Source organism: Sedimentibacter sp. MB31-C6 (assembly GCF_035934735.1).
Lineage (GTDB): Bacteria > Bacillota > Clostridia > Tissierellales > Sedimentibacteraceae > Sedimentibacter.
Genome location: NZ_CP142396.1, coordinates 1,767,017 through 1,793,069 on the forward strand (window position 1 = coordinate 1,767,017; position 26,053 = coordinate 1,793,069).

22 protein-coding genes and 1 pseudogene are annotated in these 26,053 nt (G+C 33.2%); 22 read left to right on the forward strand and 1 reads right to left on the reverse strand.

Features of this window, described 5'->3' with window-relative positions:
- The first annotated feature begins 121 nt into the window (after positions 1 to 121).
- The 11 genes from U8307_RS08460 (at position 122) to U8307_RS08510 (ending at position 8,645) form a co-directional block, all read left to right on the forward strand.
- Positions 122 to 628 carry a nitroreductase family protein gene (locus U8307_RS08460; RefSeq protein WP_066085449.1) on the forward strand — a complete coding sequence of 169 codons (507 nt, stop codon included), beginning with the start codon at positions 122 to 124 and terminating at the stop codon, positions 626 to 628.
- A 25-nt stretch (positions 629 to 653) separates the two neighbouring features.
- On the forward strand, positions 654 to 875 hold the full coding sequence (locus U8307_RS08465) for a NifU family protein (protein ID WP_066085452.1): 222 nt from the start codon (positions 654 to 656) through the stop codon (positions 873 to 875).
- Positions 876 to 911: 36 nt separating this feature from the next.
- Positions 912 to 1,199, forward strand: coding sequence for a putative quinol monooxygenase (locus U8307_RS08470; protein ID WP_066085454.1), 288 nt, complete (start codon positions 912 to 914; stop codon positions 1,197 to 1,199).
- A gap of 71 nt (positions 1,200 to 1,270) precedes the next feature.
- On the forward strand, positions 1,271 to 1,825 hold the full coding sequence (locus U8307_RS08475; RefSeq protein ID WP_066085456.1) for a nitroreductase family protein: 555 nt from the start codon (positions 1,271 to 1,273) through the stop codon (positions 1,823 to 1,825).
- 28 nt (positions 1,826 to 1,853) lie between these two features.
- Positions 1,854 to 3,017 (forward strand): iron-containing alcohol dehydrogenase, encoded by a 1,164-nt coding sequence (locus U8307_RS08480; protein WP_066085459.1) that lies wholly within the window; start codon positions 1,854 to 1,856, stop codon positions 3,015 to 3,017.
- 15 nt (positions 3,018 to 3,032) lie between these two features.
- The gene (locus U8307_RS08485; RefSeq protein WP_312579358.1) at positions 3,033 to 3,590 is read left to right on the forward strand and encodes a flavodoxin family protein; all 558 of its coding nucleotides are present in this window, start codon (positions 3,033 to 3,035) and stop codon (positions 3,588 to 3,590) included.
- Between the two features lie 100 nt (positions 3,591 to 3,690).
- Positions 3,691 to 4,683: an NADH:flavin oxidoreductase gene (locus U8307_RS08490; protein WP_312579359.1), complete on the forward strand. Its 993-nt coding sequence runs from the start codon at positions 3,691 to 3,693 to the stop codon at positions 4,681 to 4,683.
- Between the two features lie 73 nt (positions 4,684 to 4,756).
- Positions 4,757 to 5,374 carry a nitroreductase family protein gene (locus U8307_RS08495; RefSeq protein ID WP_312579360.1) on the forward strand — a complete coding sequence of 206 codons (618 nt, stop codon included), beginning with the start codon at positions 4,757 to 4,759 and terminating at the stop codon, positions 5,372 to 5,374.
- A 72-nt stretch (positions 5,375 to 5,446) separates the two neighbouring features.
- The gene (locus U8307_RS08500; protein ID WP_066085470.1) at positions 5,447 to 6,547 is read left to right on the forward strand and encodes an NADH:flavin oxidoreductase; all 1,101 of its coding nucleotides are present in this window, start codon (positions 5,447 to 5,449) and stop codon (positions 6,545 to 6,547) included.
- 831 nt (positions 6,548 to 7,378) lie between these two features.
- Positions 7,379 to 7,738 (forward strand): helix-turn-helix transcriptional regulator, encoded by a 360-nt coding sequence (locus U8307_RS08505; protein ID WP_066085473.1) that lies wholly within the window; start codon positions 7,379 to 7,381, stop codon positions 7,736 to 7,738.
- 31 nt (positions 7,739 to 7,769) lie between these two features.
- Positions 7,770 to 8,645, forward strand: a complete 876-nt coding sequence (locus tag U8307_RS08510; protein WP_312579361.1) for a methionyl aminopeptidase — start codon at positions 7,770 to 7,772, stop codon at positions 8,643 to 8,645.
- Between the two features lie 617 nt (positions 8,646 to 9,262).
- Here U8307_RS08510 and U8307_RS08515 read toward each other — a convergent pair.
- Positions 9,263 to 9,651 (reverse strand): annotated as a pseudogene (locus U8307_RS08515) (RidA family protein).
- Positions 9,652 to 9,754: 103 nt separating this feature from the next.
- Here U8307_RS08515 and U8307_RS08520 point away from each other — a divergent pair.
- The 11 genes from U8307_RS08520 (at position 9,755) to U8307_RS08570 (ending at position 25,210) form a co-directional block, all read left to right on the forward strand.
- Positions 9,755 to 10,096, forward strand: coding sequence for a winged helix-turn-helix transcriptional regulator (locus U8307_RS08520; RefSeq protein ID WP_066085476.1), 342 nt, complete (start codon positions 9,755 to 9,757; stop codon positions 10,094 to 10,096).
- A gap of 482 nt (positions 10,097 to 10,578) precedes the next feature.
- Positions 10,579 to 11,160 carry a TetR/AcrR family transcriptional regulator gene (locus U8307_RS08525; RefSeq protein ID WP_326906963.1) on the forward strand — a complete coding sequence of 194 codons (582 nt, stop codon included), beginning with the start codon at positions 10,579 to 10,581 and terminating at the stop codon, positions 11,158 to 11,160.
- A gap of 286 nt (positions 11,161 to 11,446) precedes the next feature.
- Positions 11,447 to 13,240, forward strand: coding sequence for an oleate hydratase (locus tag U8307_RS08530; RefSeq protein ID WP_326906965.1), 1,794 nt, complete (start codon positions 11,447 to 11,449; stop codon positions 13,238 to 13,240).
- Positions 13,241 to 13,420: 180 nt separating this feature from the next.
- Positions 13,421 to 15,481 (forward strand): hypothetical protein, encoded by a 2,061-nt coding sequence (locus U8307_RS08535; RefSeq protein WP_442985541.1) that lies wholly within the window; start codon positions 13,421 to 13,423, stop codon positions 15,479 to 15,481.
- A gap of 2 nt (positions 15,482 to 15,483) precedes the next feature.
- A complete protein-coding gene (locus U8307_RS08540; protein ID WP_326906969.1) occupies positions 15,484 to 16,716 on the forward strand; it encodes a hypothetical protein in 1,233 nt (410 codons plus the stop codon).
- Positions 16,717 to 16,726: 10 nt separating this feature from the next.
- The gene (locus U8307_RS08545) at positions 16,727 to 18,673 is read left to right on the forward strand and encodes a vWA domain-containing protein (RefSeq protein ID WP_326906971.1); all 1,947 of its coding nucleotides are present in this window, start codon (positions 16,727 to 16,729) and stop codon (positions 18,671 to 18,673) included.
- 849 nt (positions 18,674 to 19,522) lie between these two features.
- Positions 19,523 to 20,410 (forward strand): DegV family protein, encoded by an 888-nt coding sequence (locus tag U8307_RS08550; protein ID WP_326906973.1) that lies wholly within the window; start codon positions 19,523 to 19,525, stop codon positions 20,408 to 20,410.
- 37 nt (positions 20,411 to 20,447) lie between these two features.
- The gene (locus U8307_RS08555) at positions 20,448 to 20,975 is read left to right on the forward strand and encodes a hypothetical protein (RefSeq protein WP_326906975.1); all 528 of its coding nucleotides are present in this window, start codon (positions 20,448 to 20,450) and stop codon (positions 20,973 to 20,975) included.
- 398 nt (positions 20,976 to 21,373) lie between these two features.
- Positions 21,374 to 21,664: a YkvA family protein gene (locus U8307_RS08560; RefSeq protein ID WP_312579366.1), complete on the forward strand. Its 291-nt coding sequence runs from the start codon at positions 21,374 to 21,376 to the stop codon at positions 21,662 to 21,664.
- Between the two features lie 64 nt (positions 21,665 to 21,728).
- Complete coding sequence (locus U8307_RS08565; RefSeq protein WP_312579367.1) at positions 21,729 to 23,480, forward strand: ABC transporter ATP-binding protein; 1,752 nt, start codon at positions 21,729 to 21,731, stop codon at positions 23,478 to 23,480.
- A complete protein-coding gene (locus U8307_RS08570) occupies positions 23,465 to 25,210 on the forward strand; it encodes an ABC transporter ATP-binding protein (RefSeq protein WP_312579368.1) in 1,746 nt (581 codons plus the stop codon). Before U8307_RS08565 ends, U8307_RS08570 begins: the two co-directional genes overlap by 16 nt.
- Positions 25,211 to 26,053 lie beyond the last annotated feature (843 nt).

Here is a 26,053-nt window from a genome sequence, read left to right on the forward strand (position 1 = left end):
TTGTTGTAGTATAATCATAACATACAGTATATAAAAAAACAATATTACTTATTTGGTGATAAAAATGTTTCAAAATAAACAAGCTGAAAATTTAAAGTTTTTTTATAAGGAGGTCGTATAAATGGAAGTGATTTTTAACAGAAGAAGCATAAGAAAATATGTGGATAAACCAGTTGAAAAGGAAAAAATGGAAAAACTTTTAAGAGCAGCAATGCAGGCACCATCAGCAGGAAACCAACAGCCTTGGGAGTTTATAATCGTTGAAGATAAGGAGGTGTTAAAAAAGTTATCTGAGGCAAGTCCATATTCAAAAATGGTTGCAAATTCACCAGTTACAGTTGTTCTTTTATCAAGAAAAGAGGGAGTGAAATTCCCCCCTTGTATACCACAAGATATGGGGGCTGCTGCAGAAAATCTTCTTTTAGAAGCAGTACAGTTAGGACTTGGGGCAGTTTGGCTTGGAATTGCACCTGTTCAAGAAAGAATGAATTATATAAAGGACCTATTTAGTTTGCCCGAAAGTATTGAACCTTTTGCATTAATACCAGTAGGATATCCAGATGGTCAGAAAAATGAATTTGTAGATAGATTTGATGCAACAAGAATTCATTATGAAAATTGGAAATAAATGATTAATCATAGGAGGTTTACAAATGGAAAATATGATATTAAAAGCATTGGAAAAGATTCGCCCAGCATTACAAAGAGACGGTGGAGATGTAAAATTTGTTGATGTTAACGATGAAGGAGTTGTTAGGGTTCAGCTTCAGGGGGCGTGCGGCAATTGTCCGGGCGCATTAATGACCATTAAAATGTTTATTGAACAAGTTTTAAAGGAAGAAGTACCTGGAGTTAAAGAAGTTATAGGAGTTTAGCATAAAAATATAAACTATAAAAAGGAGTGGAATTGTATGATAAATGTTATAGCAAAAAATTTTGCTAAAAAAGCTAAAATTGAGAATGTTTTAGAGTTAGCAAAGGAATTAGTAGAAACAACGGTAAAAGAAGATGGCTGTATAAAGTATGAAATGTATCAGGATGAGAAAAATCCAAGTATCTTGATCATGATAGAAGAGTGGGAAACAATGGAAGACCTAAATAATCATATGTCTTCAGAGCATTTTAAAAAAATTGTTCCGAAAATGAATGAATATATGGATCAAAAGCCTGAACTGAATATTTGCAAAAAAGTACTTTAAGAATTTATGAAGTTTTGATGTAAAATAAGATATTAGACAAAATTTAATAATTAATGAAGGAGTTTATAGGAATGGAAAACGAGGTAATTAAAGCAATAAGAAATAGAAGAAGTACAAGAAAGTATAAAGATAAACAAATCAGTGAAGAAGAATTGCAAACATTATTAGATGCTGGTATACAAGCTCCCAGTGCAAACAACTCACAATCGTGGCATTTTACAGTAATACAAGATAGAGATATGATTAACTTTATTAGTGATAAGTCAAAAGAAGTGATGCTCAAAAGTGATAATGAAAACATAGTAAATATTGGGAAAAACGCTGTAAATATATTTTATAATGCACCTACTTTAATAATCGTATCAGGCAAAAAAGAGGTTAGTTCATACTCGGTTGATTGTTCAGCAGCAATTGAAAATATGCTGATAGCCGCCGAAAGTATAGGTTTAGGAACTGTATGGGTAGGACTCAGTAGGTTCTTCTTTACACTTAGTGATGAGATTAAAAAATTAAAATTACCTGATGGATATGAACCGTTTTATGCTGTAGCAGTCGGTTATAAAGAAAATGATAGTGTTTTAGGACCATCAAAAAGAAATAGGGAAGTTATCAATTATATAAGATAATATATAATTTTGAATCGAAGGAGAAATTATGCTAAATTTTAATTATTCAATACCAACAAAAATATTTTTTGGAAGAAATAAAATAGAAGTACTTGCTGAACAGGTCAAGAATTACGGATCTAATGTATTGCTTGTATATGGTGGAGGAAGTATAAAAAGAAATGGAATATACGAGAAAATCACAGATATTTTCAATAAAAACAATATACGATTTTGGGAGTTGCCAGGAGTAGAACCTAACCCAAGAATATCAAGCGTAAGAAAAGGAATTGAAATATGCAGAGATAATAAAATAGAGCTTATACTTGCTGTAGGCGGTGGAAGCACAATTGACTGCGCAAAGGTTATAGCAGCAGGGTATTACTATGATGGAGATGCATGGGATATTGTTGTTGATCCAAGAAAAATAGATAATGTCCTTCCAATTGCAAGCATACTGACATTAGCTGCAACAGGCTCTGAAATGGATGCTGGAGCAGTAATTACAAGCCTTGAAACAAGTGAAAAGCTTGGTACAGGCCACAAAGATATGGCTCCAAAATTCTCAATATTAGACCCAACCTATACATTTTCAGTACCTAAAAATCAAACAGCAGCGGGTACAGCAGATATAATGAGTCATATTTTCGAAGTATACTTTAACAACACGAAAGAGGCATACTTGCAAAATAGAATGGCAGAAGCACTTCTTAAAACTTGCATACATTATGGTGCAAAAGCTATGGAAGAGCCTGGAAATTATGAAGCTAGAGCAAATTTAATGTGGACTTCCAGCCTTGCTATTAATGGTCTTTTAAGCTATGGAAAAGATGCAGAGTGGAGTGTTCATCCTATGGAGCATGAGTTAAGTGCATTCTATGACATTACTCATGGAGTTGGTCTTGCAATTTTAACACCACATTGGATGGAATATGTTTTAAATGATAATACGGTAGATAAATTTGTTGAGTATGGAGTTAATGTTTGGGGAATTGATTCTATTGGTGATAAATATGAAATTGCTCATAATGCTATCAAAAAGACAAAAGAATATTTTGTATCCTTAGGATTACCTTCTTCATTAAGAGAAGTAGGAATTGAGGAAGAGAAATTAGAAGAAATGGCGAAGCAAGCTACTGTAAGAGGAAAACTTGGAAATTTCAAGCCTTTAGAAGCACAAGATGTGCTTAATATATATAGAGCAGCTTTATAATAAGGGGTGATTTAAATGAATATAGTTTCTTTTTTGGGGAGTCCTAGAAAAAATGGTAACACATCATTACTTTTAGATAAAGTTTTAGATGGTATCTTGAGTAAAAATGATGCACAAAGTGAGATTGTTTTTTTACAGAATAGTAATATAAAGCCATGTATGGGGTGTAATTCTTGCAAAAACAATGAAGATAAAACATGTGTCATTAATGATGATATGAAGGACATAGTTCCGAAAATAAAAAAATCAGATCTGATAATATTAGCAACGCCTATATATTGGTGGAGTGTTACCGCTCAAATGAAGCTTTTAATTGATAGATTATACGCATTGAATTTTACAGATAGCAGTTTTGATTTTCATAATAAAAAAGTTATGCTCCTTATGACCTACGAAGGTGAGCTGCCTAATTCTGGTCCTGAGACTGTAGAGAAACTTTTTAAAGAAGTATGTGCATATCTGAATGTAGGTGTGGCAGGAGTATTAGGTGTTTGCACTGGCGAAGTTGAAGTTAGTAAAAACTTAGACGCTTTAAAAAAGGCTTATGAGTTTGGAGAAAAAGTTGAATTTTAGTAAAGGTATCAATTTATAAGATAACTAGATACTCTACATCGGCTAATTATACGGATGTAGAGTTTATCTGTTTAAATTTCGAAATGTAAGGAGGTTAAAAATGTCATATTTACTTAAACCCTTAGACAAGGGCAAGTTAACTTTAAAGAATAGATTGGTTATGCCGCCTATGGCTACTTCGAAATCTGAAAAGGATGGAAGAATAGGCAAAAATATATTAGATTATTACGATGAAAAGTCACAGGGTGGTTATATATCATTGATTATTATAGAACATAGCTTTATCACACAACAAGGAAAGGCAAGTGAAGGTCAGCTTTCTGTGGCGGATGATAGCCGTGTTGAGGATTTGAAGAAATTATCAAATATTATTCATAAAAATGGCTCCAAAACAGTAATGCAAATTAATCATGCTGGGAGTGCAGCCAGTTTAGCTGTTACAGGACATGAGCCGGTTGGACCTTGTGCTATAGCAAATCCACGTATAGGTAATGTTCCAAAGGAACTTACTAAAAAAGAAATTAAAGATATAATTGGTGAATTTAAAGACGCTGCATTGCGTGTAAAGAAAGCTGGTTTTGATGGTGTGGAAATTCATTCTGCACATGGATATCTTCTAAATCAATTTTTCTCTCCCCTTACTAACAAGAGAACTGATGAATATGGTGGAGATGTGCTAGGTAGAATTAAAATTCATTTAGAAGTTATTAAGGCAGTACGTGATGCTGTGGGTGATGATTTCCCAATCTTACTGCGATTGGGTGCTTCTGATTATATGGAGGGCGGTAGTACAATTGAAGATAGCAAAATTGCAGCACTAGAATTTGAAAAAGCAGGAGTAACTATTCTCGATATATCTGGCGGATTTTGTGGGTTTATTGTTGCTGGGCTTACTGACCAAGGGTATTTTTCATCATTGACTGAATCTATAAAGAAAGTTGTGTCGATTCCAGTTATCTTGACTGGTGGAATTACTGATGTAAACGCGGCTGAAAAACTTCTTTCCGAGGGAAAAGCCGATCTTATTGGCGTTGGCAGAGCGATATACAAAGATTCCAAGTGGGCGGAAAATGCGATAAAAAGTTTGAATTAATATTTTAAAGAAAATAATCAGAATTTAGAGTTTGAGACTTGCATCAAAAAAATTGAATGTTAGGGGCGTAATTATGGAATTAAATGAAGCGATTCAATCCAGAAGAAGTATCAGAAAATTTAAAACTGATCCTATTCCGGAAAATTATATCACTGAGCTAATTGAAGCAGGAAGGCTGGCGCCATCAGGCAGCAACTTGCAATCTACTCGTTATGTAATAATAAAAAGCGAAGAGGCGAGAGCAAAATTTGCTGAATGTACTCCTTTACCTTTTGTAACACAAGCACCATTGATTATAGCGTGCTGCATAAACAAAAAAGTTTTAGATACAGCTGAGAAAAGGTCAAAGGAATTAATGCAATCAAATGCTTTTGCCGATACTCCACTTGCTAATATGAATAGAGATTCCGAGACTTATAACAAAAGAAGGCGAGAGATGGATGAAGAAAGCCTAAAATCATATTTAAGTTTAAATGCGGCAATAGCTTTGGAGCATATCGCATTAAGAGCAGTTGACTTAGGGCTTGGAAGTTGTTGGATAATGATGTTTGATCGTGAAAAGGCAAAAAAGATTCTTGAACTTGATGAGAGATATGATGTAGTAGCATTATTACCGATAGGATATCCTGATCAAAATCCTCCCCAAAGACCAAGACTGGAATTAAATGAATTGGTAATTCAAACAATCTAATTTATTTAGAAATGATGACCAAAAAGTTTATAAGCATTAACAATTAAAAATATGAGTTTTTATGGAGGTACTATGAAAAGGTTATTTGATAATACAACATTAAGTAATATGAATCTAAAAAATAGATTTTTTAGATCTGCTACATGGGAAGCTATGGCGGATAACAAAGGGCATATGACAGAGAAACTATATAATGTATATGAAAATCTTGCTAAAGGTGGAGTAGGTACAATAATAACTGGTTATGCTTATGTTACAGAAGATGAACAGCCCAATCCTAGAATGATGGGGATTTATAATGATTCATTTATTGAAGAATACAAAGCATTTACTGATAGGATCCATAAGTTTGATACAAACATAATATTGCAAATTGCATATGGTGGTTCTCAAACTAACTTTAATGTAGGTGAGAGAATCATATTAGGACCGTCAGCTGTAGCCCATAGTATATATGGTGTTACTCCTAAGGAAGCTACAAAGGAAGAGATAAGAGGTCTTGTTGAAAGTTTTGCGGATGCTTCTCTTAGAGCTAAAAAATCAGGATTTGATGGAGTGCAATTTCATGCTGCTCATGGATATATTTACAGTCAGTTTCTAAGCCCTCACTACAATAAAAGAACTGATGAGTATGGTGGAAATATTGAAAACAGAGCAAGAATTATCTTCGAAACCCTGGCAGCTGTGAGAGAAAAGGTCGGAACAGGTTTCCCTGTGTTAATTAAACTTAATTGCTCTGATTTTATAGAAGATGGCTTTTCTTTTGAAGACTGCAAATATGTATGCAAAAGATTAGAAGAGCTTGGCATTGATGCTATAGAAATCAGCGGGGTTGTAGGAGCTAAAACAGAAGATAGAAGCGTAAAAGAAAAGGGACTTAAATATTTAGAAAATGAATCATATTTTAGAAAATATGCTGCAGAGATAGCGGAAGAAGTAAATGTGCCTGTCATTTTAGTTGGTGGTAATAGATCACTTACCTTAATGAATGATATACTGGATAATACTAAAATTCAATATTTCTCACTATCTAGACCATTTTTGCGCGAATTCGATTTAATAAATAGATGGGGTGGAGAAGATAATAGCAAGGCAAAATGTATATCTTGTGGCAAATGCATAGATGTTCAGGGGAATTCATGTATATTTAGCAGGAATAAAGGAATGGATTAATATAGACACATGTTATACTAAACAGTAAAGACTTGTTTAGTAAGATCAAGAGAGTATAGTATTTATGCAAAAACAGAAATTGTGTATAAGTATTTGATGTTTGGACCTATGCCAATATTATAGACACGAAATTCAGAACACTATGATTCTAATTATAAAAATATTAAGTTAAGCCGTGCAGTTTGTGCGGCTTTTATGCTGTTTTCTTTATCATTTGGGAGGAACTCAAATTTTATTCCGGATATATAACGTCACAAATGGTTGAGAATTATTTATTGCAGACATTATCCTCTGCCTTTACCAGCACATACAGATATACAGAAAATCGTATTGCACGAATGGATTTCAAACGTGCAGTGGAGAATTTCCAATCTGCTCATGTCATTGCCTATTCTCATGATGTTGATGCCCAGGAATTCTATTCGAGGGTACATTAAGCTCACACGTTCGTGACATCGTAAAGGGTCTGTCGGAGGAAAAACAAAAAATACTGATTGACTACTTTGAAAAGACAAATATGATAGCAGATCATGAGGGTGCATTCATCTATGTGCAAGACGCAAAGGATTGTGTAGAGTTGCTGAAAAGGTTAGGTGCGTTGTATATGTCACATGGTTAGTGGAAGCCTTTGCTGTGAGGCGGTTTATTCAAAGTCATAGTTTCTGGGTGACTTACTGAATGGTGAGTGATATAATATTATAAAAATTATAATCTATGCAAACAGAATTTAAAGACAAATAAGTGTAATTTAAATAATGTATAAAATTGAAACTGTAATCAAGTTTTGAAATATAAAAGAAGTTATAATATACCAGCAGGGAGTGAACAAGATTGTCAGTTAAAACAATTGAAAATATGATAAATTGGGTTGAAGAAAATTTAGAAGAATGTCCAACATTAGGAGAAATGTCCGATTTCGTCGGGTATTCACCTTGTTATTGCTCTACTAAGTTCCATGAATATGTCGGTGTTTCATTTAAAGATTATATTCAGAAACGGCAACTAAGTATGGCCGCTATGGCATTACAGAAAACGAAGAATCGTATTATTGACATTGCTATACAATATGGATTTTCATCGCATGAAGCATTTACAAGAGCTTTTGTGCGTGTTTATGGCTATACACCCTTTCAATATCGTAAATTATTGCCGAAAGTCTTAACATTTGATAAAGCTCAAATAGACATTTGAACACTCCTCAGTAAATGTAAGGAGTGTTTTAATGTTAAAAGAAATTGGACGAAATGATTTATGTTGGTGTGGAAGCAAAATTAAGTATAAAAAATGTCATGAGTCTTTTGACGAAAAGCTATTATGGTACAAAACTCAAGGATGTATTATTCCACCCAGAAAAATTATAAAAAACCAAGAACAAATTATTGAGATTAGAAAAAGTGGAAAAATCAATACAGCAGTTTTAGATTTTATATCTGAACAGCTACATATAGGAATGACAACAGAGCAAATTGATCATTTGATTTATGAAAAAACGGTGGCTTTGGGTGGAATCCCAGCGACATTAAATTTTGAAGGTTTTCCTAAAAGTGTATGCACATCAATCAATGATCAAGTATGCCATGGAATACCATCCAGTGATGTTTTGCTGAAAGACGGAGATATTATAAATATTGATGTTTCTACAATATACAATGGATTTTTTTCGGATTCATCAAGAATGTTTTGTATCGGAAATGTAAGTCCTGAAAAAAAGAAACTGGTGGATGTGGTTAAAGAATGCATTGAATTAGGATTAGCACAAATAAAGCCGTGGGGATTTTTAGGTGATATGGGGCAAGCTGTGAATGAACATGCCATGAGTAATGGATATACAGTTGTACAAGAAATAGGCGGACACGGTATTGGTTTGCAATTTCATGAGGAACCGTGGATAAGCCATGTTTCAAAAAAAAGAACAGAAATGCTTTTAGTCCCAGGTATGGTATTTACGATTGAGCCAATAGTGAATATGGGAACTGAAGAAATTTTTGTAGATGATAATGATGGCTGGACAGTTTATACGACAGATGGATTGCCATCTGCCCAATGGGAAGTTATGGTATTAGTCACTAATGATGGCTATGAGATACTAGCCTATTAATGCCACCAAATCATCAATATATTCAAGAACACAAAATTAGAGCACAACAGAATAAAGAAAATAGTCTTATGGGTGATCTAACGGTCACCCTTTTCTTTTACCCGAAAGTCAAAGAGGAATCTATAATGCCCAAAATCATATATACCTCACACTATATGCGAGATGCACCTCCATCATGCTTGTAAACTATTAGTGCCCTCAGTTTTAATTATTTTTCTTTGATTTTGATGCCATAAAACTTTTTCCAGATTTTCAGGAAAGATTGCAAGAGTCTAAAGAGATTCAATTAAACATTTGGAAGAATATCATTCACGCTGCGAGAGAAAAAAGCGATATTGATTCTCCTTTAATGTGGAAGGAGAATGACTGAGCATTCTTCACTTTAAAGATATTGTTCAAATAGAAAAACATAAAGATTATTTAATAAAAATTGCATCTGATCGGCCGGATGCATAATATCTATAAAAAGAACTGCTCCCTGCCAAATAATGAGGGAGGGGTTCGTTTTATAATAAAAGTTATACATTCTTGGCAACATCTTTTTTGCTTTACACTAATAACAAACGGGCCTTTTCGATGCTTGATCTTCTGACAACTCGCTCACCACTTTGAATGAGTTAGTTAATATGTGCTACAGCATGAATTTCAATCAGCTGATCAGGAAATGCCATACCCGACACACCAACGAGGGCACCGGCTGGTCGATGGTCGCCCACATACTCCTTGAAAATACTGATGCATTTTTCAATTCTTGTGGGTTTGACAGAAAAATCTCCATCTCAGCAATGTTCGACCTCGTAGCACCAAATCCCGCCAGTACTCGATCGAGATTCTCTAGCGTTTGTCTGGTTTGCACTTCGATATCACCCTCACCAACAAATGTGCCCTGGATATCATGGGAGAATTGACCCGAAATGTATATGGTGCCGTTAACACAGTAGCCTTGGGCAATGCCATGTTCGTCTTCCCATGGAAGACCGTGATTGTAGGTTTTAATATTAGCCATTATTATCACTCCTAGTTTAATGTAATCTTAGTATATACTAAGCTCAAATATAAAAATAGTACGCACTTTATTGATAGGTACTATTCGAAAGAATAGTGTAAGTATGGGTATGGCTGATTTTAATGGTAAAGTTAAAAATATTCAAGATACACCTTTTGGTTATACAATCTCAGTGATTGGTGGTAAATGGAAAATGGTTATTATTTACCTTTTAGCAGAAAACCAACCAGTTCGATTTAATGAATTGAAAAGACAAATAGGAACTATTACTTTTAAAATATTGAGTTCTCAATTAAAAGAATTGGAAGCGGATGGTTTGATGAAGCGGAAAGAGTATCCTCAAATCCCGCCTAAAGTAGAGTATAGTCTGTCAGATAAAGCAGAAACTCTATTACCCGTCTTGGAAGAGTTGTGTAAGTGGGGAGCAAAAAATCGAAATAATTAAAAGTTCAGTATAAGTTGGATGAAGATGGAAGTCCGAAGACATATATGCTTTATGGCCATGTGCATGACGCCAATGACAAAAGCGACAGCATATGATAGGCTATGAACTAAGAGGTTTAGCTTTAAATCGCGCAAACCGTTAATTTTAATAGAATTATGGATACATATAAAAATATAGCAAATTCGGAGAAATACTCTTGCTTTTATGATTAACTATTTTGAGAATAGGAGATCAAATAAAATGAGAAAAGATTACTTTGCAAAGATTGTAAAATATGTAAAAAACGTTTATAATATAGAAGGAGAGTTTAGAAATTTAAAGATGAAAGAATAGATCTTTCATATAATGAGATTTTTTAATTTCAAAGGCTAAGTCTCTCATAAATTTCAATAATTAGAGCTTATATATAAATAAGAATTTGAAGGGAGAAACAATCAATCATTATTGTACTCTCAAGGCTAAAGCATTAAGGAGGTAACAGCTTGGCACAGCAATATACGAAAAAAAAGATTCGAGAAGAATTCATAAAGATACTGAATGAGCGCCCACTTAATAAAATCACAGTTAAGGATATTGCTTCAGCATGTGAGATCAATAGAAATACTTTTTATTATTACTACACAGATGTATATGCACTTCTGTCAGAGCTCTTTCAAACAGAACTCCAGACAGTAATTGATGAATATAATGATACATTTTCCTGGGAGGAGAGTTTTATTGTAGCTACTAAGGTTGCTTTAGAAAACAAAATAGCCATTAATCATGTATATAACTCCATGCAGAGAGAAGAATTAGAGGATTATATATACAATGTATCAGGACATGTCATGAACCGGTATGTTGAAAAAGTAAGCGACGGTATCTCAGCTTCTTCGGGGGATAAAAAACTGATTGCTTCCTTTTATCAGTGTGCTCTTACTGAAATGGTACTACGCTGGATTGCTTCTGGAATGAAGGAAGACCCTGATACTATCATCAGACGAATCGGGCGGCTCTTCGATGGACACATTGCCCTATCCCTTAAGCGAAGTGCTGGTTTAAATGACTCTAATAAAAAACAATAACAAAATCTTTTTTTGTAAGGCATTCTAATCTCAATGCCAAAAAATTAGGCAAATAAACTGCAGTGTTCGAAATTCGAACACCGCAGTTTGTTTGCCTAATGTAAAAGACATAAAAAAGCGATATTATAAGTATAAACAAATCCTACAGATAACAAGTATTCACAAAGTTAAAGGAGGTGTTGTTATTTATTACCCCTCAAAATGTGGAGTGCTAGTAGAGTTCACATAAAAGAACTCTAAACATAATAGTAGGATTTAGAAGACTATTAAGAAAGAAGGAGATAAAATGAAATTAAAAACACATGATGACAGGCTTACACTTACAAATGGGAACTATCATTCTTTAGTGAATGCAAGAAAGCCTAAAGGAATTGATGATAAGAAGGCCTATTTAATTGGTACAGGAATTGGTGCTTTAGCTGCCGGCTGCTTTTTGATTCGTGATGCTCACATGGATGGAAGTAAGATTACTTTTTTAGAACAATTAGATATTGCTGGAGGAAGTTTGGACGGCCAAGTTCGTCAAAATATTGGTTATGTGGCGCGTGGTGGACGTGAACAGGGACATCATTTTGAGGTTTTATGGGATTTGTTTAGTTCCTTACCATCTACAGAAGATCCTAATATGACTGTGTTAGACCATTTTTATTATACAAATCATGACGATCCAAATTTTAGCAATTGTCGTATTACAAATAACCAAGGCGAACGCTATGACAATGGAAAATTTAATTTAGGTCAAGATTTGGCAAAAGAAATAGCTGCTTTTACAATGATGACAGATGAAGAACTTCAAAACAAATCTATTGAAGATATTTTTTCTGAGGAACTTTTAAATTCTGATTTCTGGACATACTGGAGAACAATGTTCGCTTTTGAGAACTGGCATAGTGCTTTAGAGATGAAATTGTATATGAACCGCTTCATACATCATGTTGGGGGTCTGCCGGATCTTTCAGCTTTACAATTTTCACGACATGATCAATATACTTCATTTGTAAAACCCATGGTTAAATATTTAGAAGATCATGGCGCTAAATTTGAATATGGAGTCACTGTCGATAACGTTGAGTTCTCAATTTCAGATGATAAAAAGGTTGCAAAGAGGATAGCTGCAAGAGATAGAAATGGAAATGATATTTCTATCAGCTTAACGGAAAACGACCTGATATTTATCACCAATGGTTCTATGACTGAAGGTTCCGGATATGGAGATGACAATACTCCAGCTCCATTTAACAAGGAATTGGGAGGATGTTGGAAGCTGTGGAGAAATATCGCAGCTCAGTCTGATGAATTTGGAAATCCTGATAAATTCTGTACAGATCCGGAAAAATCCAATTGGGAGTCTTGCACAGTAACTTGTCATGATGAACGAGTTCCCAAGTACATTGAAAAGATTACAAAACGTTCCCCATATGGCGGACGCACTGTAACAGGCGGCATAGTTACTGCCCTTGACTCTTCATGGTTGATGAGCTGGACAATAAACCGTCAGGAGCAATATTACGGACAACCTGAAAAAGATGTTGTTGTTTGGGTATATGGTTTGTTTTCCGATGTTCCTGGGGACTACATTAAAAAACCTATGAGAGATTGCACTGGTAGGGAAATTACAAAAGAATGGTTATATCATATAGGTGTTCCTGCAGATGAAATAGAGGAATTAGCAGAAAGTTGTACTGCAGTTCCTGTTATGATGCCATTTATCACATCTCAATTTATGCCTCGTGAATTTGGAGATCGTCCTTATGTTGTACCAAAGAATGCAGTAAACTTTGCTTTCCTTGGACAATATGCTGAAACATTGGATGATCCAGGACGTGATACTGTATTTACTATTGAATACTCAGGACGTACAGCTATGGAAGCAGTATATGTACTGACTGGAGTTGAAAAAGGAGTTCCTGAGGTATTTGCTTCCAGATATGATATCCGCTATTTGTTAGATGCAGGGGTGAACTTATTAGATGGAGAAAAACCAGAAATAAATTTACCACCACTGGTTAGACGTAAAATTATGAAACAAGTAGCAGGAACAGAAATTGAAAAGTTATTTAAAGAATATGGCATTCTTTAGTGACATTTTGAATTGATAATTTGATTAAAATCCCGAATTTAAAAAAACGGGATTTTAATTTATATTCAATTATTATAATGATGGGCAAAGCCCTTATTAAATAAACATCATAAAATGGAGGAGACTTCTGTGAAAGAACAAAAAAACATTAAGCAAGCTTATATTCCTGCCATAGAAGAAATGCAAAGCCGGTATGAAGATGATTTGCGCAGGGAAGCCTCAAGGTCATTGGAATATGAATATAATAGAGAGATAGAAGGACAAGAATCATTTTTTAAAGCTTTTCGAAAATTTGAAGAAAGAGATGATAAAATTCCTGTCTATTCTAAAGAAGATAATGTTTTTTACGAAAAATATAAAGCTTATGTAGAAGAGGAAACAGCAAACCAGGGTAAAAAGATACAGGAAATTGAGAATTTAATTGAATATGAAAGGTTTTTTCTTCGCTTTGAAAGGAGGATAAGTAGCGAGACTAATAATTACAGCCACTTTGGTAGTAATTCAGCTACAAGATATCGCGTTGACTGCATAAGAGGATTGGAAAAGGAATTGAAGAAGATCCTGGAAAGCTCTCCTGAAGCATGGGAATTTTATTATAAACGTCAATTGATAAGCGATATAGAAACCCAGCACGAGCAACGTTTGGTAGCTGTCCCCTATGTAGTTAATGCAAAGCAAAAAGTAATAGATTCGTTGAATTTAGGTGTCCCTGTATATATTGTAGGACATTTAGGAAGCGGGAAAACACAATTAGCAACTGAAGCAGCCATGGATTTTACTATTCAAAATAAAATACAAAGTGAATTAGAAAATAAAATGGAAAACTGGTATTCTTCAAATCCAAATGCAACAGAGAAAGACGTTATTCAAAAATTTAAAAAATTTAATGAAGAAAGAAAGCTCCACTATAAAAATATATTAACTAATGGTAGTAAAGAGGAAATAGAATCTTTACAACCGCTATTTATTTCAGGTTCACATAATTTAACTTACGAAGATATGTTTGTGGAGAAAACTTTGTCTCTCGAACACAGCTTCTCCCAAGGCTCTTATGCGGATTATCTGAATATGATTATAGGAGATTTTTATGTGTGGATGGATGAGCATAAAGCAAGATTAGAGCAGATGACTGATGAAGAGCAGCTACAGCTTAAGATTCAGATATGGAAGAGCTTTTCTGATTTATTGGTAGCAAGTAATAGCAGCTTTGGTACTACAATCAAAAAAATAGAAAGAGAAATTTTAATTGCAGTAAAAGAAGGCCGTCCTGTAATAATAGACGAATTAAATACAATTGCCATGCAAAATTTAATTGCTTTGAATGATATATTGCAGCGTCACGCAGGAAGTACGGCTTACATTACAGGAGTTGGTCCTGTTTTGATTAAACCTGGCTTTGGATTTATCGGCACAGGAAACCTATCATCTCATATGGTCAATTATGAAGGAACAAATGAACTAAATCCAGCTTTTAAATCACGTTTCGTAACTATTGAATATAATTATGTACCACAAAAGATAACAGGTTCATTGGAAGAACAAGAGGTTACAGAAGAAAACGAACTTTTCAGAATAATAATAGCACAATTAGCTGACAAAAATGGAAATATTCATATTCCTGATTCCAAAAGAACATTAGAAGAATTATTTCGCTTTTCTCAGTTGTGCAGAGTAACTCAGAATGTTTTCATGGGTAAGTGGAAGGATAATGAAGCCCAAAAAGATACTGGAATGGATGAACCGGAGCTTAAAGAATCTGTATTATCAATCCGTAATATTTTGCACATTTTAGATAATTGGAATCAAGGCGAAGAAAAAGACTTAAGTAAAGCTTTGTGGGATGGTTTTATTAGTTCAATAACTTATCCCGATGACCAAAATTATATCCTCTCACAAGCAGTACGTTTTGGTTTTTTTCCTGCAGGGGAAGGTTGGAATGTTGAGGCAAAAGGCATAGGAGAAGCAACAACAACATACGAGGAAATTCGTACTCGCCCATATCACTATGTTCGCCCATCAATAGAAACGTTAAGCTATTTAGATGTAGTTCATCTAATATTTGGGAAAGGAACCCCAAGAAGGACTTTGCCAAAAGAACTAAAAGAAATTTTTGAAGCTGATATTGCTGATTCATCGCGAATTGATGTGAAAAAGTATCAAAAATTAGACCAACAATTATCTCATTTGGAACATTCAAAGGAACTACTTGAATACTTGGAAGATAATGAAGGAGAAAAGTGAATATGAATTTGTCAGTACATGGAAAAGATTTCAAGGACCAAGTTAAAGATCTAAGAACAAAGCTGAATGAATGCCTGACAAATGGAATTTTAGATGAGGATTTTGAAGAACAATTAGATAAACTCTCACAAATAGAAGAAGAGTTATTGTCTGACTTAATTCCGTATTACCGAGTTTATGTAGATAATATTACAAAGACTTCAATGCAAATAAATCCGATAAAACAATTGGGAGCTTTTGAATTTGACAGTTTTTTACAAACCACATTGAGAATTAATGATAGTCTTTTTATTACAAGTGGTATAGATGGAAAAGTTCAATTTTTTTATATAGATATTGAAGACGATTTTTCTAATCAAATTCAAATCCAGGTCGAGTGGAGTCACCCTATAAAAGAAATAAAAGAGGGAGTTTCGTTTATATATAAATTGAATGATAAAGAAATTTTGCTTTTAGGAGTAAGAGGGGGATGCTATCTGCTTTCAAGCGATAATTTTGACCAAATGCCTGATATTGACGGACAGATTAAAGTTAAAAAGATTGAAACAGAGCATGGTATTAATGAATTTGGAAGATGTTTAGCAATTAATGATGGTTTATTTGCAGTGGAAAATGGAGACAAAAAGTTGAATTTATTAGAAACGGTAAAAGGAAAAGATGGATATCGTCTTGTTTTTCATAAAGATATTTATTGCACTATTCCAAATTGGTCTGCATTGGGAAAAATAAGTGACAATTACTTTGCAGTTGGTACAAAAATGGGGGAATTATATTTTATCAAATACGAGAATAATCAACTAAATATTACTGAAAAAATAAAATGTTTTAGTGATGAAATAAGAGTAATTAGATGCCTCCAGGATGAAAATGGCAGCAAGAGTTCCCTTGTAGTGACAGGCAATAATGGGTATCTTAAAATTTTTTCTTTATATGGAGACTCAAAAACCATAAAAATAGAATTGAATGATTTAAAAGGCAATTTGTTTGACGTTCAATCTAAAAATGGCACAGCTGTAGTTTTAAGTGAAGATGGAATTGTATACTTATTTGAAGAGAATTTTGGTAATTGGTATCTAAATGATGAAGCAGTGCTTAAGGATGTATTTTTTACAAATATCCTGAAATTAGATATTTCAAAATATTTGTTAATGGATATAGAAGGTAAATTAAATCTATTATATATCGATAGGATTGATACACCAAAAGACTTGTGGGAACTGCCACTTCATCAGTAGGAGGGATGAAATGTTTGACTTTAATGAGCAAACTCTAATTGAAGAATCTAAAAAACATTGTGAAGTATTTTTGCAAAATGAACAACGATCATTAGCCACATTTACAGGAGATCTTGGTTTGATGTATATTCCTGATCCAAAATTGGAAAGATTTCTGTTAGATCCTTCCAAGGGAGTATTATACTTGCCCCTTCAAAGCTTTTTAGATGAAAAATTAGATGACAACCAAATTATGTGGCATATTTACTATGAGTTAGCCCTATACCCTGATTGGAAAAAGCAAACTAAAAAATATTTGAACAGAAAAAAAGATTGGCAAAAAGAAATTGATCACATGACAAGCTATATTTTAAACAGGATAAAAAAAGAAGGTTTGGAAAAAGACATAGCTTATCAACCCAAAATTATTTCTAGTTATGTTAAAAAAGAAATTCTTGACTTGTTATATCTATTGGATAAGCTGACATCATTTCTAAGGGTTTTACAGATGTGCCCTATATACAGGGATAAAGAAAATTTCGAGAAAATTGTATCATATATGAAACAAACAGGTAAAACTATTGAATCAATTTCTGAAATGCCTAAACATAGAGCTTTTGCGAATAGTTTCTTGATTATTGAATTATATAAAATAAAGCCTGAAATCGAAGAATGTATTGAGAATCCTTTTGACATAAAAATTTTCAATCAACCTTTTTTTGATTTTATTCATTATCAATTAGTTAGACAGATAAATAGTAATCAAGGAATTATAGAAAGAGATCCATTCATTCGTTCCTTTATATTTCCGATTTTTGAGCAATTGTGGAAAAAAGAAATTAATGAAATGAAATTTTATAAATCAGAAGGACAAACAAAAGAGCAGGTAAATGGAAGTGAAAATCCTTTTGAGCAATCTAAAGCATATGAGATAGCAGATTCATTGGAATCTACCCAGGAAGAAGAAAAAAAGATTTTGGAAGAAATGTTGGAGCAACAGGACCAAATAACCTCAAACATACAAGACACAATACAAGGCAAGGTTGATTTAGAGCGCTATGGGATCAGCCAGACAGATCAACAATTGTTCCGGTTTTATTCAAATAAAATGAAATCGGAAAGAGAACAAATGCGGCAACTTTGGGAAAAATTAATAGGAAGTGCAAAAAAAGAAGTAAGTGTAAAAAAAGATGACCAAATAAAAGGGAAACTGGATGTCGATAGCTTTATTAACACTTATCCGGATTTTATAGAAGCTGAAAAAAATGGAAATTACAAAAATCTCCCAATTTTTAATAGGTACTTATTAGAGCCTCAAACAGATATTTTGCCTGAAAGAATAGAGATTTCATTTGTGATAGACAATTCAGGCTCAATGAATGCGTCAAAAATTGAAGCAGCAAGAAAAGCTTTGGCAGTGACATTGTTGTCAATTGATGATTTTAATCGATATTTAAAAAGCAATGCAGAACAACTGAATCAAAAAGTTGAAGTTTTAAGCGAAACGTGGTTTTTTGGCAGTAAGTTTTATAATGTTAAAGAATTTAACGATAAAAATGTGAAAGAAAAAGAAAAAAGCGACATAATTCGCTCAATTGTAAAGTTAGATGCAACAGATGGAGCGACAGATGATGCAAGTTGCCTTAGAGAAATATCTGATAGAATTACGTCCATGCAGGAAAGCGAACTTAAAAAAGGAAAACTAATAAAGATAGTCTTTGAAATTACAGATGGTGCATCAAGTTTTCCGGGAGCAGCAAAAGAAGCTGTGCAAGAATTACTATCTAAAAATGTAGAAATCTATGCGTTCCAAATGGGAAAAAGCAACAATACAAATGAAAAAATCTTTAATTTCGTATGGAATGAAGGCTACAGAGAGCCCCATGGAGTAATGATCGGCGAACAGATAGAAAGGCTACCTAAAGAACTGCTAAAAGCAGTAGGGAAAAATATGCAGTCTGCTTTTGATAATCACTGAAAGGTGAGTTCGCATAAGATCTAGCCTGGGAGAACTGGAAAAAATCCGGCAAGTGCGTGGTTTTGAGTCGTTAATGGATAAGGTAAAAATATATGCCTTGAGAAAAAACGTTAAAAATTAATTGACTCAAAGCACACCTTAGCTAATTCTTCAGAACTAATTGGCATATCGTTTTCAATCCATTCAACAAGCATATTAAAGAACAAGCCAACTCGGCCGTAAATGCGATAACGGTCTGGGAGTGAAGGTGTTTTTATGCTATTAATGTAAAAATTATTTAAATAATTCAGGATGAATAACTTATAGTTACAGGCGAATAATAGCCGGATACTTTCTATATGCTCAGAAAAAAATCAAATAGAACTTTCCAATAATCATACCACTGTTTTGTCTGCATATAAGGGAGAGATATTTCAGTGAGCTTTGTCATAAAATCATCAAAAATATCCGTTAGTATATCATCTTTAGACTTGTAATTACGGTAATAAGCCATACGTGAGACGCCGGCTTTTTCTACAATATTATTGATTGTAATGTCTTCCCATTTTTTTCTTTTAGAAGTAGTATTAATGCATTTTGGATACTTTCTTTAGTTATTTTTTTAATTTATAGGTTTGAAGTAAGTGACATAAGAACTCCTTTTGTAGCATCCCTTTGGATTTGCATTGAAAAAAAACATATGCGGTGTTACAATTATAACATCCCTATTAGTGTAGTAAATATTATACAAAAAATCAACTTTTTTAAATCATAAAAATAAACTACTTTTGGTTTCATTTCTTTATGAAGGTGTCAGATGTTCAGCCCTTACACCTTAGATTCTAATTAATTGTATATGGAGGATTTAATATGCTTAATTATGTTTTAACTTGTTGTTCCACAGCAGATATGACCTATAACTACTTTAAAAAAAGGAATATTCCGTTTCTATGTTTTCATTATATTTTGGATGGAGAGGACTATCTGGATGATTTAGGGCAAACCATCTCTTTTGAAGAATTTTATGGTAGAATCGCGGCGGGATCAATGCCTACAACCTCACAGGTGAATGTGGGGCAGTATATGGATTTCTTTGAACCATTTTTAAAAGCGGGAAAAGATATTCTTCACATTTCTTTTTCTTCTGGTTTATCAGGATCTTATAATTCTGCAACTATTGCAAAGGAGGAACTTTTATCAAGATACCCGGATAGGAAAATATTAATTGTAGATTCCCTGGGCGCATCCTCAGGCTATGGATTGTTAACGGACATGGCGGCGGATATGCGGGATAATGGAGTAGTATTTGAAGAAGTATATGACTGGCTTCAGGAAAACAAGCTTAATGTGCATCATTGGTTTTTCTCTACGGACCTTTCCCATTATAAACGCGGAGGCCGTATATCAGCTACATCCGCAGCTGTAGGGACTTTGCTTGGAATTTGTCCGCTGTTAAATATGAATTATGATGGAAAACTTACTCCTCGCAAAAATATTCGCAGTAAAAATCGTGTAATAAAGGAGATTGTGCATATGATGGAGATACATGCAAAGGATGGAATAGAATACTCGGGGAAGTGCTTTATCTCTAATTCAGCGTGTTATGAGGATGCACGCAAGGTGGCTGATTTAGTTGAGGAAAGATTCCCTTTGCTCAATGGGCGTGTAATGATAAATAGTGTTGGTACCGTAATTGGTTCTCATACCGGTCCTGGGACTGTGGCGCTTTTCTTTATAGGTGACAAGAGAGAAGATTAATTGATTTTAAATTTAAATTGTATTGCAGGTGAAATTAATGAATACGGTAAGTAGGTTTGCGAAAATAATTCGTGTGGTTAAGGTAGTGCCAGTTATGGCATTAATCATGCTGAGTATTCTTTATGAGTTACACCCAAATATTTTTCAGGGAACATCCCAATATATTTTATCAATTGTATTTCTTTCAGTATTACCACTATCGGCTTATCCATTACAACCGGTTTTACCAAAGTATCGTAACAAAGGTAGAGAAGGGCAGCGCAATCTCGCTCTTATGATGGGGGTTTTGGGATACTTGTTTGGTATTGTTTTCGCACTGTGTTCTCATGCTACTAAAGAATTACTAGTGATTTATTTAATTTATTTTCTATCAGGCATTGGAATTCTGTTTTTTAATAAGATATTTAAAATCCGTGCAAGCGGGCATGCTTGTGGAGTAGCAGGCCCAATTTTAATTTTAGAAAATTTTATAGGTATAAAAGCCCTTGTCAGTGTAGTTGTTCTAATGATGGTGTATTGGGCATCAATAAAAACGAAACGTCATACTACATCACAATTGTTTTAGGGTAATATAATTCCATTGTTTGCGCTAATTATTTCAAAATTTTGGTTAAGCTTATAAAACATAGATTACTGAACAATTTAAAAAATGTAATAAATTTTAGAATAAGAATTAATTCAAAGTTTCATTTTTCACTGTTAAGCAGTAGTAATTTATTGTATAACAAAGTAGTTTAAAGATTTTCAATTTACATCTATTTCGTCAACACAACCCTGAAAAATTTCAACTGACATCTAAAGTGTAAACTCAACTTAAATGTATAGTTTCAAATAACATCAATTTCATCGACTCAAGACATGTGGAAACATTCATTTTACTATGTTTCTTGGAGAGATTGTTGCTGCATATGCAAATAAAAAACAGTCTGGAAAATGGAATGCAAAGTTTTATGTTAGAAAGAATTGCTTGAAAGAATATCTATTTCAAAATATCAACCACATTTTATTTTAAAAGGTGGATTTCTTATTGCAGCAATAGTTGGATTGGATACAAGGGCTACCATTCAGCATGAACTGACTCATTGGTATGCAAAGTTAACTGCTATGATAACTGTTGGATATGCTCTAAGTCCTATAGACATTATACCGGATTTTATACCTGTAATTAGATTTATCAAAGATGCAATTTTGCTTCCTGCACTTATTTGGCTGTCATTAAGACTTATACCAATTAATGTAAGAAAACCTTGCTAAGAAGTTGCAGAAAGTGTTTTTTCAAAGAGATAACCCAAAAATTACATAGCAGGAGGGAGTTACTATGTCTAAATTAAAGATTGAACCTATGAAACAGCCAGACAAAATTATAAACTATTGGAAAAAAGAAAGATTTGTTGTTGCATGTATTTTATTATTCGGATTGTCTTGTAATAGTTTAATCATTCTAGGTCCTATATATCAAGGAAAGCTCATAGATTCTATTGCTGGTGGCGATAATTTATATTCTGTATTAATACTTTCAGCGACATATGTTGCTCTTATAGGAGCTATTCAAATTTTACGTTATTTTAAGCGCTTTTATATAAGACGTTTCGCAAACAGCACCAGTTCAACTATGAGACTTATGATATACAACAATATAATGAATAAAAGCACTTCTGAGCTGGATAATGAAAATACGGGAAACCTCATGACAAGAGTTATTTCTGATGTTGATTTATGTGTGGAAGGAATGCGAAAGTTTACTACTGAAGTATTCGATACTGGTGTTCTTATGATATCTTACCTGATAACAATGCTTGCTTACGATATAAAAATAACTGTACTTTCTATTATTTTTATTCCAATTGCTATGGCACTTGCTGAAAAATTAAAAAGTGTTATATATAAATACTCAAGGGATTATCGGAGAAAAAGTAGTGAGGTTGCAGATAATACCTACAATGCAATTGAAAATTCAATGCTTTATCGTGTAACCGGCATGGAAACTAAAAATAGAACAAGGTATAATGATGAACTTTTAGATTTACAAAACAAGGCTATCAAAGCTAATATATTAGAAAATTCTATGCAGCCTATATATAACATCATTGCAATGCTTGGAATAATTATGGTAATTTATCTTGGAGGAACAAAAGTCATTAATGGCGGCTGGACTGTAGGAAAATTTTCTACTTACGTTGTAATATTTACTGCCATGGCAGTAAAAGCAAGTAAAGCAGCAAAGCTCTTTAATTCTGTACAAAAATCACATGTTTCTTGGAAACGTATAAAGCCATATCTTACAGAATACAAAGAAAAAGATAATTCTTCTAATATAAATAAGGGTCCTACTATACTTTCAGTAGAAAATCTTAGTTTCTCATATGACGAGAGCAAGGGAAATATTATTGAAAACATAAGTTTTGAAGGTAAGACAGGGGAAATTATAGGTGTAACAGGTTCTATTGCTTCTGGTAAATCCACGCTTGGATTATCTCTATTAGGCTTATATCCTTATATAGGAAGCATTAAAATTGACGGTAGGGAGCTTAAGGATTACTCAGAATATGAGAGAAGCCAGATGATTTCTTACTTAGGTCATAAACCGCAGCTGCTTTCTGATACTATATATAACAATATAACTTTGGGTAGTAAAAAAGACATTACTTCTGTTTTAAAGGATGTTTGTTTTGATACTGACTTATCAGTAATGCCCAATGGGAAGGATACTTTAGTTGGAAATAGCGGAATAAAATTAAGTGGTGGTCAGCAGGCGAGAATAGCACTAGCAAGGTCACTTCTTAATAAAAATAGAATTATTATATTGGATGACCCTTTTTCAGCAGTTGACATGAAGACAGAAGAAAAAATTATTGAAAATATGAAAAGCAATTATAAAGAGAGTCTAATTATTCTAGTTTCTCATCGCTTGGCTATTTTTAATAGCATAAATAAGATTATACTCTTAAAGAGTGATAAAACAGCAGATTATGGTACACATAATGAACTTATAAATAAATCAGAACTTTATGCTACAATATTTAACTTGCAATGTATAGAGGGGGGGAGACAACGATGGGAAATAGTTTAATAAAAAGGTCGATGATTAAAGTTATTAAAAACAATATTGGTATAAGTGTACTATTAGGATTTTCTATTATTGGTGTTGTTGTTACAAGTTTAATTCCACCTCAGATTTTAAAAAATATAATTGACCATAACCTTGTAACAAAAAACTCCGACAAATTACTTGTTCTAGCAATTGCTTATATTGGGGTGCTATTGTTTATTGGAGTATTTGATTTTGTCAAAGAAGCTGTTCTTACAGTTTTAGGACAAAAGATTACGAAGGAAATAAGAATTGAAATGATGGAAAAGCTTGAAAGGATAAATGCAATGTTCTTTTCATCAAATGGTTCAGGAACAGTAGTTTCAAGGTTTACAAATGATGTTGATGCAATCAATTCACTGTTTACAAATGGTATTATTGGAATGATGGTTGACTGCTTTAAGCTTATAGGTATCGTAATTTCAATTTGGATGTTTAGTAGCAAACTTGGATTTGTAACTTTATTACTGATGCCAGTTATTTATGTTATTACACAATTTTTTCAAAAAAGAATGCTTAAGGCGCAGATTGAAAATAGAATACTCATCAGCAGGGTAAATAATCATATTTCAGAAAGCTTAAAAAATATACAGATGATCAAATCTTTCAGTAAGGAAAGCTACATGGAGGAGAACTATAAAAAATATTTATTTGATAGCTACAAAACAGTAGAGAAGGTAAATTTCTATGATTCTATATATTCTCCATTTATTCAGCTTACTCGTGCAGCTTCAATAGCTTTCATTGTAGTATTATCTTCCAAACAGTTGAACTATTTGGGTATATCATTAGGAATGGTTGCAGCATCAATTGAATTGATATCTAATTTGTTTGCGCCAATTGAAAATTTGGGAATGGAGCTGCAAAATATTCAGCAGGCCATATCAGGTATCAAAAGAGTAAATGATTTTTACAGTGAAACTGAAGATGACCTTAAGAAGAATGAGCTAAGATTAGAAGACATCATTCCAAACTGTGAGGAAGTGAGATTATCATTTAATAATATTTCCTTTCAATATGAAGAAGGTGCAGATGTCCTTCAAAACATTAATCTTAATTTAAAACCAAATGAAAAGGTAACATTTGTGGGTAGAACAGGGGTTGGAAAAACTACATTATTTAAGCTTATTATGGGATTGCTTAAACCAACCAAGGGCAGTATCACAATAAATGGGATTGATGTCTATGATATACCGAACTCTGAAAAACGCAGAATATTTGGGTACGTTGATCAGAACTTTCATATGATAAAGGGAACAGTAGCTGATCAAATAAGTTTGCAAGATGAAAATATTACGAAGGAGCAAATAGAGAAGGCTATAGATTTTGTAGGACTAACAGAATATGTAGTAACCTTGGAAAACGGATTGGATACTAAAGTAACCAGCGATACTCTTTTTTCACAAGGGCAAAAACAACTTTTGGCCATAGCCAGAGCTATTGTAACAAAGCCTCCTGTACTTCTGCTGGATGAAATTACAGCTAACCTTGATTCTATAACGGAAGAGAAAATAGTTTCTGTACTTCAAAAGGCAAGTAAGGACCATACAATATTGTCCATATCTCACCGTTTATCATCTATGGTTTCCAGCAATACTGTGGTTATAATAGAAAATGGAAGGGTTAAAAATGCTGGTTCTCCTGAAATGCTTCTAGAAAATGATGATTGGTATCGCAATCATATTGCACTTGAAAAATTGACATGGAGTTAATTAATAAGTATCAATCAAAGATTTATTATTGTTAAGATAACACCTTTAAATTGTGATGAACAAAGCCTTCAAATTAAGAATCATTTGAGGGTTATGTTGCTTACAATTTTGATACGAAAAGTATTGAATATATTAGCAATAATCAAGTATCAAATTATCAAGATAATTATTGTCTAGATGCAGCAAGCAGTATAGTAAGAAAATTTGAAAAATCAATGGAAGAAGTGGTAGAAATTCAGAAACATACCTTTTCACCAAGGGGGTACTAGATACTTACGACATCATTATTGTACTCTCAAGGCACGTTGAGAGTATAATTCTGATGACGTATTGTGGTTCGGAGGGGGAATAATAGGGTTTGACCACAACATATAGTGGGTTGAGGGTGAAAATTGGGTCAAAAATCGGTGGAAAAACACCGTTTTTTGACCCTTTAAAATAGGCTATTTGACAGATGACATTGAGGAATTAGAGAATTGATAAGATAAAAGCGACAAATAGGGTTGTAAAGGGTAATTTAATAACCCAATTTTATAATCCAATTTATAAAGAATGTATATTATTTAATTGTGATGTATAGCACTAATGTCTATTCACAATGAGGCTAACTAAAAGTAAAGTGACCTAAGAATGAAGTTAAGTTTAAAAAAATATATACATTAATATGTAATTTTTAATAGATGAATATGTTGGCTTACCTTATTGAATTATAATCTAAGTCTGTAAAATATAACAAGAGACTCTATGTAAGATGTAACTATGTTATTTTGATAATTTTTTCTTCAAACATTTTCATAATCTAGTTATATAATTTATGAAAAACACTCCATAAGTGCTATAATA